General features: G+C 71.3%; 12 protein-coding genes. 2 read left to right on the forward strand and 10 right to left on the reverse strand.

What is annotated here, in order from left to right:
- Positions 1 to 17 precede the first annotated feature (17 nt).
- From OO014_RS01085 to ileS, 10 genes are all read right to left on the reverse strand, one after another.
- Positions 18 to 1,925, reverse strand: coding sequence for a peptidoglycan D,D-transpeptidase FtsI family protein (locus tag OO014_RS01085; protein ID WP_272460375.1), 1,908 nt, complete (start codon positions 1,923 to 1,925; stop codon positions 18 to 20).
- A 91-nt stretch (positions 1,926 to 2,016) separates the two neighbouring features.
- The gene (gene mreD / locus OO014_RS01090; protein WP_272460376.1) at positions 2,017 to 2,517 is read right to left on the reverse strand and encodes a rod shape-determining protein MreD; all 501 of its coding nucleotides are present in this window, start codon (positions 2,515 to 2,517) and stop codon (positions 2,017 to 2,019) included.
- The gene (gene mreC, locus OO014_RS01095; protein ID WP_272460377.1) at positions 2,514 to 3,404 is read right to left on the reverse strand and encodes a rod shape-determining protein MreC; all 891 of its coding nucleotides are present in this window, start codon (positions 3,402 to 3,404) and stop codon (positions 2,514 to 2,516) included. The genes mreD and mreC overlap by 4 nt, the downstream gene beginning before the upstream one ends.
- 5 nt (positions 3,405 to 3,409) lie before the next feature.
- Positions 3,410 to 4,444, reverse strand: a complete 1,035-nt coding sequence (locus OO014_RS01100; RefSeq protein ID WP_272460378.1) for a rod shape-determining protein — start codon at positions 4,442 to 4,444, stop codon at positions 3,410 to 3,412.
- Positions 4,445 to 4,538: 94 nt separating this feature from the next.
- Positions 4,539 to 4,961 (reverse strand): nucleoside-diphosphate kinase, encoded by a 423-nt coding sequence (gene ndk / locus OO014_RS01105; protein WP_272460379.1) that lies wholly within the window; start codon positions 4,959 to 4,961, stop codon positions 4,539 to 4,541.
- Positions 4,958 to 5,368, reverse strand: a complete 411-nt coding sequence (locus OO014_RS01110) for a DUF4233 domain-containing protein (RefSeq protein WP_272460380.1) — start codon at positions 5,366 to 5,368, stop codon at positions 4,958 to 4,960. Before OO014_RS01110 ends, ndk begins: the two co-directional genes overlap by 4 nt.
- A gap of 13 nt (positions 5,369 to 5,381) precedes the next feature.
- Positions 5,382 to 5,828 (reverse strand): hypothetical protein, encoded by a 447-nt coding sequence (locus tag OO014_RS01115; RefSeq protein ID WP_272460381.1) that lies wholly within the window; start codon positions 5,826 to 5,828, stop codon positions 5,382 to 5,384.
- 98 nt (positions 5,829 to 5,926) lie between these two features.
- Positions 5,927 to 7,315: a bifunctional folylpolyglutamate synthase/dihydrofolate synthase gene (locus OO014_RS01120; protein WP_272460382.1), complete on the reverse strand. Its 1,389-nt coding sequence runs from the start codon at positions 7,313 to 7,315 to the stop codon at positions 5,927 to 5,929.
- Complete coding sequence (locus OO014_RS01125; RefSeq protein ID WP_272460383.1) at positions 7,312 to 7,863, reverse strand: GNAT family N-acetyltransferase; 552 nt, start codon at positions 7,861 to 7,863, stop codon at positions 7,312 to 7,314. Before OO014_RS01125 ends, OO014_RS01120 begins: the two co-directional genes overlap by 4 nt.
- Positions 7,860 to 11,123 carry an isoleucine--tRNA ligase gene (gene ileS / locus OO014_RS01130; protein WP_272460384.1) on the reverse strand — a complete coding sequence of 1,088 codons (3,264 nt, stop codon included), beginning with the start codon at positions 11,121 to 11,123 and terminating at the stop codon, positions 7,860 to 7,862. Before ileS ends, OO014_RS01125 begins: the two co-directional genes overlap by 4 nt.
- 277 nt (positions 11,124 to 11,400) lie before the next feature.
- Between ileS and OO014_RS01135 the strand changes: the two genes are divergently transcribed.
- Together OO014_RS01135 and OO014_RS01140 are read left to right on the forward strand one after the other, a co-directional pair.
- Positions 11,401 to 12,810 carry an FAD-binding oxidoreductase gene (locus OO014_RS01135; protein WP_272460385.1) on the forward strand — a complete coding sequence of 470 codons (1,410 nt, stop codon included), beginning with the start codon at positions 11,401 to 11,403 and terminating at the stop codon, positions 12,808 to 12,810.
- Between the two features lie 12 nt (positions 12,811 to 12,822).
- Complete coding sequence (locus OO014_RS01140; protein ID WP_272460386.1) at positions 12,823 to 13,365, forward strand: NUDIX hydrolase family protein; 543 nt, start codon at positions 12,823 to 12,825, stop codon at positions 13,363 to 13,365.
- Positions 13,366 to 13,521: the final 156 nt, after the last annotated feature.

Below are 13,521 nucleotides of genomic sequence, written 5' to 3' on the forward strand. Positions count from 1 at the left end.
CCATCCTCGTGCGTGCGTCAGCGTTCGAGACGGATCGCGTCGAAGATCTCGCGGACCGCCGGCGCGGCGACCCGCGATCCGGAGTCCCCCTGGCTGACGACCACGACCACCGCGTAGCGCGGCCGGGTCGTCGGGCCGTAGCCGGCGAACCAGGCGGTGGCCTCCTCGCCGAAGACCTCGCCGGTGCCCGTCTTGCCGGCCACGGGGTACTGCCGCTGCGGGAAGCCGGCGAAGGCGGACCCTGCCGACCCGCCGGGGCGTGTCACGTCGCCCAGGGCGCGACGCACGTAGGCCAGCACCTTCTGCTGCACCGGCACGCGGCTCACCTGGCGGGCGGGGATCTGCGTGACCTGGCCGCCGGGAGCACGGAAACCGGCGGCAACCTGGGGCTGCCACAGGGTGCCGCCGTTGGCGATGGCCGCGAAGACCACGGCCATCTGGAGCGGCGTGACGGCCAGGTCTCCCTGGCCGATGGACAGGTTGACCGCGTCACCGGCGCGGTACTGATAGCCGGTGGCGCAGTTCTCCTTGGCCAGCTGCGTCAGATAGCTGGCACGTTCGCGGTCGCTGCGCCGCAGTTCGGGGTAGCCGGTGCGCGCGCGCCGACAGGTCTGCTCCCGAGTGGCCTCCCAGTACTCCCGCTTCCAGGTCCGGTCCGGGATCGTCCCGGCGGCCTCACCGGGAAGGTCGACGCCGGTCGGTCGGCCGAGCCCGAACGACCGGGCCATCGCCACGAACGGGTCGACGCGGGAGGCCGGCGCGGAGAGGCCGCCCTGGTCGAGCCACGTCCGGTGGGCGAGCCGGTAGAAGACCGTGTCGCACGACACGACGAGCGCCCGGTGCAGGTCGATGGGTCCGTAGCCCCTCGACTCGAAGTTGTTGAAGACGTGGTCGCCGATCCGGTAGTTCGGGGTGCAGTCGTAGCGCCCCTTGAGCGAGGCACCGGCGGACACGGCCGCCGGCACGGAGATCACCTTGAACGTCGACGCCGGTGGGTACGTCTCGGCGATGACGCGGGACCGGAGGGCGGCTCCAGCCTTCTCGCTCGTCAGGCGCCGAAGCTCGCTGGCCGTGATGCCTCCGACGAAGAGGCCGGGGTCATAGGTCGGGTGGCTGGCTGCTGCGACCACGGCGCCGTTGGTGACGTCCAGCACCACCGCGGCCCCGGAGTCCGCAGGGTGCCCGTCAGCGCGGGCGCGGGCGACGGCTCGGGCGAGGGCACGCTCGGCCGCACCCTGGATGTCCGCGTCGATGTGTGTCACCACGTCGAGGCCGGGGGTGGGCGGGACCGACGAGACCGTCCCGGTGACGGCGCCGCGCGGGTCGATTGACACGGTCGTGCGGCCGCTCGTGCCCCGCAGCACGGCGTCGTACGACCCCTCGAGTCCGGCCCTGCCGACCAGATCCTCGGCCCCGATGGCGCCGCCACTCGACTCCACCTCTGCGGCCGTCGGACGGGCCACGTAGCCGACGAGGTGCGCCGCCGACACGGTTCTCGCCATCGGGTGGCTGCGGGCCGGCTCGGCCACCACCCCGATCCCGGTGAAGACCTCCGGCCGCTCCAGCAGGCTCAGTGCCCGGCGCGGCTCGACCTCAGTCGCGAGCGGGATGGGTGCATAGGGCGACCCGTTGAAGCAGGCGGGAGCGGGCGGGGCGCCGGCGGTGCCGCACAGCATGGTCTTGGCCCAGAGGTCCTCGAACGGTCGGCCGAGCGCCCCCGCGACGGCAGCGACGAGCGAACGTCCCTCATCAGGCGCGTCGAGGAGCACCGACCTGGGCACGGTGACCGTCGTCGTGTAGCTGTTGGCGACCAAGGGGCGCCCCTCCCGGTCGAGGATCGACCCACGGGCGGCCTGCTCGGTGACCACGCGGGTCGTGATGGCCGCCGCTGCAGGCCCCGCAGGTGGGCCCTCGACGAGCTGCACGTGCGCCAGCCTCCCCACGAGGAGGGCGAAGAGCGAGCCGAGCAAGGCAACCGCGACCCACCCCCCGCTGCGTGGCCGGCGTCGAGGCATCTCAGCCGAGCCGTCTGCGCACGAGCGCGCGGTCGACCGCGACGAGGACCGGCAGGAGGAGGAGCCCCGCCGCCAGCGTTGCGGTGAGGGTGGCGAGGATGCCGGCGAGGTCGACGCTGCCCTCGGCGACGACGGCTGAGCCGGCGCGACCACCCAGCACCACCACGGCCGCGAGGGCGAGCGCCGCCAGTGGCCGAACGAACGATCTCGAGGAGGTCCGCCGCAGGCTTCCTGCTGCCGCCCCTGCGAGCATCAGCGTCAGGGCGGCCAGCCCCAGCGGAGCACCCACCGGTGGCACGATCTCGAGCACCCAGCCCGCGGCCAGACCCAGCAGGGCGCCGTGGACCGGCCCGCGCAGAACCGCGCTGGAGACGACGCCGATGAGGACGAGATCCGGCACCAGACGACCCGGCACGCCGAGTCGCGGCAGCACCGTGGTCATCAACAAGGCCGCGCCGAGGACGTAGCCGACGCGCACGAGGCCGAGCAGCGAGATCCTCACCCGGCCCCCACCACGTCTCCGCCCCGCTGTCCGGCCGGCTCTCCGGCCGGCTCTCCGCCCGGCGCTCCGACCGGCTCCTCGACCACGGGCCGGGGTTCGTCGCGCGCCGCAGGGACGAGCACGGCGACGACGTCGAGGCCCTCACGGTCCACCGCCGGCGCGACCCGTGCCGTGACGGTGGTGCGGCCGGGTTGCGGCTCGACGGACACCACCCGGCCCACGGTGACGCCCGCCGCATACGGGCGACCGCCCACGCTGCCGAGGGTCGTCACGAGGTCACCGACCGCGGGGCTGCCAGGTTGCGCCAGGGCGAGGGAGAGCTGCCCGTCGTCGTCGGCGCCGCCTCCGGCGGGAATGGGCGACACGGTGCCGAGGAGCCCGCGATCCCCCACCCGCACCGCGACGACCGACTGCGCCGCACCGAGGAGCTGCACGTCGCTGGTCCAGGGCGCGACGGCGACGACCCGGCCGACCAGCCCGGCGGACCCGACCACGGTCGAGTCGACCGCGACGCCGTCGTTCGAGCCGACGTCGAGCGTCAGCGAGCGCCCTCCGAGGGCGCTCGCCTCGCTCGCGACGACCTGCCCGATGACCACCGAGCGTCCGGTCACCGCACCGTCCGCGACGAGGTCCCGAACCTGGCTCAGCGCCTGCACCTCGCGGCTCAGCCGGTCGGCTTCGGCCCGCAACCGGGCGTTCTCGGCCGCGAGCTCGGCCACCCGTCCGGGTGGCGCCCCGGACAGGACGCGTTGGACCGGACCGACGACGGTCCCGGACGCGGAGCGGATGGCGTCCACGGCGGGATGACCGGCCAGGTCGGCGACGAGCACGGCGAGCGTCGCGACCACGAGCAGGGCCAGGAGGCGGCGCTTGGCGTGGTGCGACACGCCGCTCAGCGCCTCTGGTGGGGGGCCAGGACCCGCTCGAGGCCGGAGAACTCGTCGACGCACCGACCTGCCCCGCGGACGGAGGCGTGCAACGGGTCCGCCGCGACGGTCACGGGGACACCCAGCTCGTGGCGCAGGCGCTCGTCGAGCCCGCGGAGCAGGGCACCGCCACCGGTCAGGGTGATGCCGCGGTCGAGGATGTCACCGGCCAGCTCGGGTGGGCACACGTCGAGGGTGGTGCGGATCAGGTCGGTGATCTGCAGGATGGGGGCCTCGATGGCACGGCGGACCTCCGCGGAGCCGATCTCGATGCTCTTGGGCAGCCCCGTGACGAGGTCGCGGCCCCTGACGCGGGTCGTCAGCTCTCGTCCGAGCGGGAAGACCGAGCCGATGGCCAGCTTGATGTGCTCGGCGCTGCCTTCACCGAGGAGCAGCGAGTACTCGGCCTTGACGTGGCTGATGATCGCGTCGTCCACCTCGTCGCCGGCGACGCGGACCGACGCGGACGTGACGACGCCACCGAGGCTGATGGCTGCGACGTCGGTCGTGCCTCCGCCGATGTCGACGACCATGCTGGCCGCGGTCTCGTGAATCGGCAGTCCGGCGCCGATCGCCGCGGCCATCGGCTCCTCGATGAGGTAGACCTGCCGGGCGCCGCAGCGCAGTGCCGCGTCCTCGAGGGCGCGACGCTCGACCCCCGTCACCTCGCTCGGGACGCACAGCACCATCCGGGGCCGGGCGACCCGGGAGGTGCGGACCCGGTCGATGAACAGGCGCAGCATCAGCTCCGCCTCGTCGGCGTCGGAGACGACCCCGTCACGCAGCGGCCGCACCGCGCGGATCGTGCCTGGGACGCGGCCCAGCATCTCCTTCGCCTGCGTGCCGGCCGCGACGAGCCGTCCGGTCTGGGCCTCGACGGCGACGACGGAGGGTTCGTCCAGGACGATGCCCCGCCCCTTGGCGTGGATGAGCGTGTTGGCCGTGCCGAGGTCGATCGCCAGATCACGCCCGAGCGGGCGCAGTCCGAGGATCGGGCTCATACCGGGGATTGTGCCTGCTGTCCCGGCCGAGATCGTGGACCTCGGAGCCGGCGCGGCCGCGGTGTCGGACCGGTCGCGAGCGGCCGGCCCGCGATCAGAGCTGCGGGAACCAGATCGCGATCTCGCGGGCAGCCGACTCCGGCGAGTCGGACCCGTGCACGATGTTCTGCTGGACCTTGAGGCCCCAGTCGCGCCCGAGGTCCCCGCGGATCGTCCCGGGTGCCGCGTCGGTGGGGTTGGTCGCGCCGGCCAGGGACCGGAAGCCGCGGATGCAGTCCTGACCCTCGATGACGGCGGCGGTGACCGGGCCGGAGCTCATGAACTCGACGAGCGGCTCGTAGAACGGCTTGCCCTCGTGCTCGGCGTAGTGGGCGGCGAGCTGCTCCACGGTCGGGGTCAGGATCGAGAGTGCGACGAGCGTGTAGCCCTTGGCCTCGATGCGGCGCAGGACCTCACCGCTGAGGCCGCGCTGGAATCCGTCGGGCTTGACGATGACGAGGGATCGTTCGATGGTCACTCGGCCACCCTATCGGCGCCGTCGTCGGGGTCCGGACCGCCCGCTTGGGCCTCGTCGATGCGGCTGCCGAGGAACAGGCAGGTGGTCCACAGGACGAGGAAGATCAGCCCCACGACGAGCATCATGGGCAGGATGAGGGCGCTGGCCAGGGTGAGCACCTGGACGAGCCAGCCGAGGGTGACGCCGTAGGGCCGGCGCATCAGTCCGGCGGCGAGGATGCTGAGGAGGGCGAGGCCCGAGCCGACGAGCAGGTAGGTGGTCGAGCGGTGGGCGTCGGGTCCGGTGGCGGCGACGGCTCGGGCGACGAGGGCGCCGAAGAAGACGCTGATGGACTGTCCGACGAGCACCGTGGCGAGCATGCGCCAGGTGAACTTACCGGTGGCCCCGTAGAAGGTCAGACGGCGCATGCGCAGATGGTCCTCAGTAGTTCTGCGTGGTGTCCCACGACCGGATGATGGCTTGGGCCTCGGAGTCGCTCGCCCCGGTCGCCTCGGCGTAGAGCGCCATGGCGTCCTCGCGCCGACCGGCCGTGACCAGCTCGCTGATCCGGTTGCGGGCCTCTGCGGTGAGCCGGCCCTCGGTCCAGGCAGCGGCGGCGTCGCGGACGCCCGGCCCCTGGCCGGGCACGAACCACGAGTCGATGGCGCGTTTGGCGTCGGGCAGCGGCGCGCCGGTGGCCTCGCGATAGATCTTCACTGCGTTGATCTTGTGCCCTGCGCTGATCTCGTGGCTGATCTTGGAGCGCACGGCGTCGGTGAGACCGACGTAGCGCTGCTCCCGGTCGCGCCGTCCGAAGATGCGTCCGTAGAGGACGGCGATGGCCATGACGACGGCCACGATGAGGACGAGCTTCACCACAGGGTGCATGGCGGACAGACTACGGGGCGGGTCGGAAGGGACACACCCGAGTCCGTATGCCGCTGAGCTCGCTCCTCGACGCAGGCTCGGTCCCGGCCCTCCCGCCCTCAGGTCTCCGTGCGGCCGAGGAGGAGACGGACCTCTCCGGCCGTGATGACCGAGCCGGTGGCGATGACGCCGCCGCCCATGCCCTCCTCCTCGGCCAGGGTGACGGCCCGCTCGAGGGCGTCCGGCAGGTTGGCCTCGACGGTCACCCGGGACTCACCGAAGATCTCCGTGGCCAGGGCGCCGAGCTGGGCCGGTGCCATCGCCCGGGGCGATGAGCTGCGGGTGACCACGACGTGATCGAGCCTGGGCTCGAGCACCTCGAGGATGGCCGTGGCGTCCTTGTCGGAGACGATGCCGACGAGGCCGACGAGGCGGGTGAAGGTGAAGGCCTCGTCGAGGGCAGCGACGAGGGATCGCGCGCCGTGCGGGTTGTGCGCGGCGTCGACGAGCACGGTGGGTGACCGCCGGACGATCTCGAGGCGTCCCGGAGAGGTCATCCGCCCGACCGCCGCCGTGAGCACCTCGTGGTCGATGGCCTGCTGGCCACCGCCGAGGAAGCTCTCGACTGCCGCCACCGCGGTCGCGAGGTTGCTCGCCTGGTGTGCTCCGTGGAGCGGCAGGAACAGGTCGGGGTACTCACCGGCGAGGCCGCGCAGGCTGATCTGCTGGCCGCCGAGGGCGACCTCGCGCGCGAGCACGCCGAAGGCGTCCCCCTCGAGGCGCAGCTCCGAGCCGACCTCCTCGGCCCGCTCGGCGAGCACGGCGGCGACGTCGGGGTCCTGGATCCCGGCGACGGTGACCGAGCCAGCCTTGATGATGCCGCTCTTCTCGTGGGCGATGTCGACGACGTCGTCACCGAGCAGGTGCGTGTGGTCGAGGTCGATGGGGGTGATGACGGCGACGGTCCCGTCGGCGACGTTGGTCGCGTCCCAGGACCCACCGAGCCCCACCTCGATGACCGCGACGTCGACGGGCGCGTCGGCGAAGGCGGCGAAGGCGATGGCGACGAGCACCTCGAAGAAGTTCATCCGCCGTCCCCCCGACGCCAGCGACCGGTCGTCGACGATCTCGACGAGCGGGGCGACGTCCTCGTAGGCGGCGATGAACTTGTCGCGCGGGATCGGCTTGCCCGACAGCGTGATCCGCTCGCGCAGGTCATGCAGGTGCGGCGAGGTGAACCGGCCGGTCGAGAGGCCGGTCTCCTGGAGGATGGTGTCGATCATCCGGCTCGTCGAGGTCTTGCCGTTGGTGCCGGTCAGGTGGATGACCGGATAGCTGCGCTGCGGGTCCCCGGCGAGCTCCATGACCGCGGCGATCCGCTCGAGTGACGGGCCGATGTCGTTCTCGGGGGCGCGAGCGAGGATGGCCTCCTCGATCTCGCGCATCCGCTTCATCTCCTCGAGGTTGCGTGCCGCGTCCTGGGCAGCCTGGTCAGGTCGACCGCTCATGCGTCCTCCCCCGCTCCGATCTCTCGGACCATCCAGATGGTGTCGGGCAGCCCGGAGCCGGACGCCTCTCGATGGGTCTCGATGAAGCCGTGGGCGCGGTGGAACCGCGCGGCGTAGGCGTTGCCGTCGGGGTAGGCGACGGTGACCCGCGTGTGTCCCGCCTCCCGGGCCCGGTCGAGCACGGCGTCCATCAGCGCGGAGCCGACACCTCGCCCGTGGTGCTCGGGCAGGACATAGAGCTTCCAGAGGACGAGGTCAGCGTCCTGGGTCCCGAACGCAGCCATCCCGACGACGATGCCGTCCAGTTCGGCGACGATGGTGCGGCCCTGGCGGATCGAGGCGGCGACGACGTCCGAGGTCCACCACTTGGCCAGGCCCATGGCGACGTAGTCCAGCCCGGCGATGGGCTCGTGGATGATCGGCCAGGTGCGGTGCCCGATGCTGAGCACGGCGTCGAGGTCGTTGCCCTCGGCCGCGCGCACCACGAGGTCTCCCACCGGGCCACCCTCTGCGGAGCCGGGCATGTCCGTCGCCTCCATCCCCGTCATGCCTTGGTCACCACGATCGTCGCCGGGAAGCCGTCGCCCACCGTCACCGGGGTCCCCACGCCGTCGCTGAGGGCGTGCTCGGGGCCGGCGGACGAGAACTGGGTGGCGAGCGTCTCGGCCACGAGCAGGTCGCGGTGCGTCACCGTGGCCTCGAAGACCTCCGGCGCACCCTGGATCGTCAGGCTGATCCGGTCGCTGACGTGCAGGCCGGAGTCGCGGCGGGCCTGCTGCACGGCGCGCACGAGGTCACGGGCCACGCCCTCCGTGGCGAGCTCGGGCGTGACGTGCGTGTCGAGGACGATGAAGCCGCCGCCCGGCAGGGCCTCTACGGCGGTGGAATCAGAGTCGGACCGAGTCAGGACAAGGTCGCGCGTGTACTCCCCCGGCTCGAGTTCAACCCCTCCGGAAGTGACGACTCCGGCTGCGGTTACCGACCAGTCGCCCGACTTACTTCCCTTGATTGCGCGCTGCACGTCTTTGCCCAGCCGGGGCCCTGCCGCACGAGCATTGACAGTTAGGCGCTCGCCCATGCCGAGTTCCTCCATGGTCACCGTCTCAAGGCTCTGCAACGTCACCTTCTTGACGTTCAGTTCGTCCTGAATCAGTGATTTGAACGGTCCCAGGGCCTCATCTGTGGGCAGCAGAACGACGATCTCGGCCAAAGGAAGCCTAGCTCGGAGCCCATTGGCCTTGCGCAGCCTCGAACCCACCGAGCAGATCTCTCGGGCCCGGTCCATGGCCACGACGAGCTCGTGGTCCGCGGGGAGCTCCTCGGCCTGGGGGTAGTCCGTCAGGTGCACGGACCGCTCCCCGGTGAGCCCACGCCAGATCTCCTCGGTGGTGAGGGGCAGCAGCGGTGCGATCGCCCGGGTGACCGTCTCGAGGGCGGTCCACAGCGTGTCGAAGGCCGCGAGGGAGTCCTCCGTCTCGCCTCCCCAGAACCGGTCGCGCGACCGTCGGATGTACCAGTTCGTCAGCACGTCGAGGAACGAGCGCATCGTGTCGCACGCGGCCGCGATCTCATAGCCGTCGAGCTCCTCGGTCATCTCGGCGACGAACTCACGGACCTTCGCGAGCAGGTAGCGGTCGAGCACGTGGCTGGACGAGGTCGAGTGCTTCGCGTCGTAGCCCTCGCCGCTCCGAGCGGTGTTGGCGTAGAGCGCGAAGAACGACCAGGCGTTCCACAGCGGGATCATCACCTGCCGGACACCGTCGCGGATGCCCTGCTCGGTGACGATGAGGTTGCCGCCGCGCAGGATCGGCGAGGACATGAGGAACCACCGCATCGCGTCGGCGCCGTCGCGGTCGAAGACCTCCTGCACGTCCGGGTAGTTGCGCAGCGACTTGCTCATCTTCGCGCCGTCCGAGCCGAGGACGATGCCGTGGCTGACGCACGACGAGAAGGCCGGACGGTCGAAGAGGGCCGTCGCGAGGATGTGCAGCGTGTAGAACCAGCCGCGCGTCTGGCCGATGTACTCGACGATGAAGTCGCCCGGGAAGTGGTGCTCGAACCAGTCGGCGTTCTCGAACGGGTAGTGCACCTGGGCGAAGCTCATCGACCCGGAGTCGAACCACACGTCGAGGACGTCCTCGACGCGGCGCATCGTCGACTTCCCGGTCGGGTCGTCGGGGTTGGGCCGGGTCAGCTGGTCGATGAACGGCCGGTGCAGGTCCGTGACCTCGACGCCGAAGTCGCGCGACAGCTCCTCGAACGAGCCGTAGACGTCGGTGCGGGGGTACTCGGGGTTGTCCGAGCGCCACACGGGGATCGGGCTGCCCCAGAAGCGGTTGCGCGAGATCGACCAGTCGCGGGCGTTGGCCAGCCACTTGCCGAACTGGCCGTCCTTGATGTGCTCGGGCGTCCAGGCGATCTCCTGGTTGAGCTCGAGCATCCGGTCCTTGATCTTGGTGACCTCGACGAACCAGGACGAGACGGCCATGTAGATGAGCGGCTCGCGGCAGCGCCAGCAGTGGGGGTAGGTGTGGTCGTAGGTCTCGCGGCGCAGCAGGACGGTGCCCTCGGTCGTCGCGCCCATCTCGCCCTCGCCGCGAGTGCGCGCCTTCAGGTGGTCGATGATGTGGGCGTTGGCGTCGAAGACGTGCATGCCCTCGTAGTCGGTGACGGGGTAGGTGAAGCGGCCGTCGGCCCCGACCGGCACGACGACGTCGATGCCGAAGGCGTCGGTGAGGACCTTGTCCTCCTCACCGAAGGCGGACGCGATGTGGACGAGCCCCGTGCCGTCCTCGGTCGTGACGTAGTCGGCAGGCAGCACGACGTGGCCCTTGGGGTGGCCCGTGAAGTACGAGAACGGCGGCGTGTAGCGGCGCCCCACGAGCTCGGAGCCCTTGAGTCGCTGCACGACCCGGTCGGCGACGTCCTCTCCGAGCTCCTTGCGGTAGGACGCGAGCCGCGCCTCCGCGATGATGTAGCGCTCCGTCGTCCCGCTGAACTCGGACTCGACGACGACGTAGTCGATGTCGGGGTGCACGGCCATGGCGATGTTGGACGGCACGGTCCACGGGGTCGTCGTCCAGATGAGGGCGAGCTCGCCGGTCTCGAGGCGGTAGCCGATCGTGACCGCGGGGTCCTGGCGCATCTTGTAGACGTCGTCGTCCATGCGCAGCTCGTGGTTGGACAGCGGGGTCTGGTCGTTCCAGCAGTAGGGCAGGACGCGGAAGCCCTCGTAGACCAGGCCCTTGTCGTAGAGGGTCTTGAACGCCCAGATGACCGACTCCATGTAGCCGGGGTTGAGGGTCTTGTAGTCGTTGTCGAAGTCGACCCAGCGCGCCTGGCGGGTGACGTAGTCGCGCCACTCCCCCGTGTACTTCAGCACGGAGGTGCGGCAGGCCTCGTTGAACTTGTCGATACCGAGGTCGACGATGTCCTGCTTGGTCTTGAGGCCGAGCTGGCGTTGCGCCTCGAGCTCGGCGGGCAGGCCATGGGTGTCCCAGCCGAAGCGGCGCTCGACGCGGCGGCCGCGCATCGTCTGGTAGCGCGGGACGATGTCCTTGACGTAGCCGGTCAGCAGGTGGCCGTAGTGCGGCAGGCCGTTGGCGAAGGGCGGGCCGTCGTAGAAGACGAACTCGTTGGCGCCCTTCTCACCGGCCTCGCGGTTCTCCACGGAGGCGATGAAGGTGCCGTCCTCGTCCCAGTACTTGAGGACCCGCTCCTCGATCTCGGGGAAGCGCGGGTTCGACGGGACGCCGGCCCTGGGATCTACTGCGCCGGACGGGTCGGTGCTGACCTTCGGGTACACCATGGGTCGTGGTCTCCTGCTGCGTGGCTCGGACTGCTCGTGGGCTCTCGTTCACGAGGACGACGTCGCCCGGAGGCTCTGCCGCGGTACCACCCCGCTTGCCGCACGACCGCGCGTGACCCGGGAACCGAGCCCAGCGGCATACGACCACTCTTGTGAAGGCTGTGACGGGCCCTCCCGTCCGGGTCTAGTGAGCCCCAGCCGGGCTGGGACCGTTCTTCCGGAGGCTCGCCGCTGATGACGGCTCAGACGCCTGTGCCCTGAAGTCTAGCCTGTGAGCGTGGCCACCTTCCCGCCCAGCGTGCAGTCCCGCGTCGTGACCGACGAGGACGTCAAGCGGACGTATGCCGCTGACGCCGGCCCCGAGCCCAGGGACCCTGCGCGCGACGTGGCCTCCGACTACACGGTCGTGCGCGCCCGCGACGTCGCGGACGTGGTGGCCGTGCTCGAGCACGCGCAGGCGACCGGGACGCCGGTGGTGCCCCAGGGCGCGCGGACGTCACGGGTCGGCGGCGCGCGAGCCACGGACGGCTGCATCGTGCTCAACGTCGAGGCGCTCGACGCCATCGAGACCATTGACCCCGTCGAGGGGATCGCCGTCGTGGGACCCGGCGTGGTCAACGCCGCGCTCAAGGCGGCTGCGGCGGAGGCGGGCCTGTTCTACGGGCCGGACCCGGCATCGACGGCCACGTGCACGATCGGCGGGAACGTCGCGACCAACGCCGGAGGACTGTGCTGCCTCAAGTACGGCGTGACGGCCGACTGGGTCAAGGCGCTCGACGTCGTGCTGCCGGGCGGTGAGGTGATGCGGACGGGCCACCGGACGATCAAGGGGGTGACCGGGCTCGACCTGACGGGCCTTTTCGTCGGCTCCGAGGGGACGCTGGGGGTGACAACCCGTGTCGTGACGCGGCTCGTGCCGGCGCCCGACCCGGCGCTGACGGCGCTGGCGACCTTCGGCTCGCTCGACGAGGCAGTGCGCGCGGTGGTGGCGTTGCGGCTCGACCGGCACCGGCCGTCGCTGCTCGAGATGATGGACCGCGCCAGCCTGGACGCCGTGCGCGGCTTCGGGGACTACGGCTTCCCCGAGGAGTCCGAGGCGGTGCTCCTCGTCCAGTCGGACCGGCCGGGGCACACGGCCGAGGACGTCGCGCGCTATGGCGAGCTGATGACCGCGGCGGGCGCTGTCGAGGTCGCCGTGGCGGAGGACCGTCAGGAGGCTGACCTGCTCCTGCAGGGGCGGCGGGTGCTGAGCACTGCGGTCGAGGCGCTGGGGGCCCGGATCGCGGAGGACGTCTGCGTGCCGGTCGGGCGGCTCGGCGAGTACGTGCGGGGGGCGGCCGAGGCGGCCCGACGGTTCGACGTCCGGATCCCGGTGAGTGGACATGCCGGTGACGGCAACCTGCACCCCTCGATCGTCTATCCGTATGGCGACGCGGGTGCTCGGGAACGGGCCTGGGCCGCCTTCGACGAGCTGATGCAGCTCGGCCTGTCGCTCGGCGGGACCGTGGCCGGCGAGCACGGGATCGGCTCGATCAAGCGGCGCTGGTTCGCCGCGGAGGTGGGGCCTCGGGAGGTCGAGCGGCAGCGCGCGATCAAGGCCGTCTTCGACCCGTCCGGGATCATGAACCCGGAGGTCGTCTTCGGCCCGGCGGGGCGGGTGGCCGGTGCCGCGGGGCCGGCGACCTGATAGGAAAGCGACATGGGCGACATGACCGACCTGGAGACCAGCGCTGCCTGGCTCAGCCATGAGGACCTCGAGAGCGCCCGCGGGCGGCTGCCGATGCTCTACGTCCACGCCGTGCCGGTGCGCGTCGACGACCGGGGCGTGGTGACCCACCTGGGGCTGCTGCTCCGGGCGGACGACGACGGGGGCATCGGGCAGGAGGTCGTCGGAGGCCGCGTCCGCTACCACGAGAAGATCCGGGACGCGCTGGCCCGGCACATCGAGAGCGACCTCGGGTCCGTCGCCTTGCCGCGGATCCCTGTGTCGCCGCAGCCCGTCGCGATCGCGGAGTTCTTTCCCACGCCTGGCGTGACGCCGTATCACGACCCCCGGCAGCACGCGGTGTCGCTGACCTACATCGTTGCCGTCATGGGCGACTGCCAGCCGCAGCAGGACGCCCTCGACCTGTCCTGGGTGACGCCCGCCGAGGCTGTCGAGATGGCGATGCGCGGCGAGATGTCGGGGTCGCACGGGGTGCTCGTGCGGCAGGCGCTGGCCCACGTGGGGTTCCCTGTCTGATCTGTTCGCCTTTGCCCGAGTTGCCGTGGTGGTGAAGGATTCCCGGATCGCTTCGGGACTTTTGGGACCTTCTTCGCACATCCCATAATGAAAGTGACGCACATCACATTGGCGCGTACCGTCGAAGAGGGGCTGCGCTGATCAGGGAGGCCCGCG

Origin of the sequence: Intrasporangium calvum (genome assembly GCF_028446585.1) — a bacterium.
GTDB lineage: Bacteria > Actinomycetota > Actinomycetes > Actinomycetales > Dermatophilaceae > Intrasporangium > Intrasporangium calvum_A.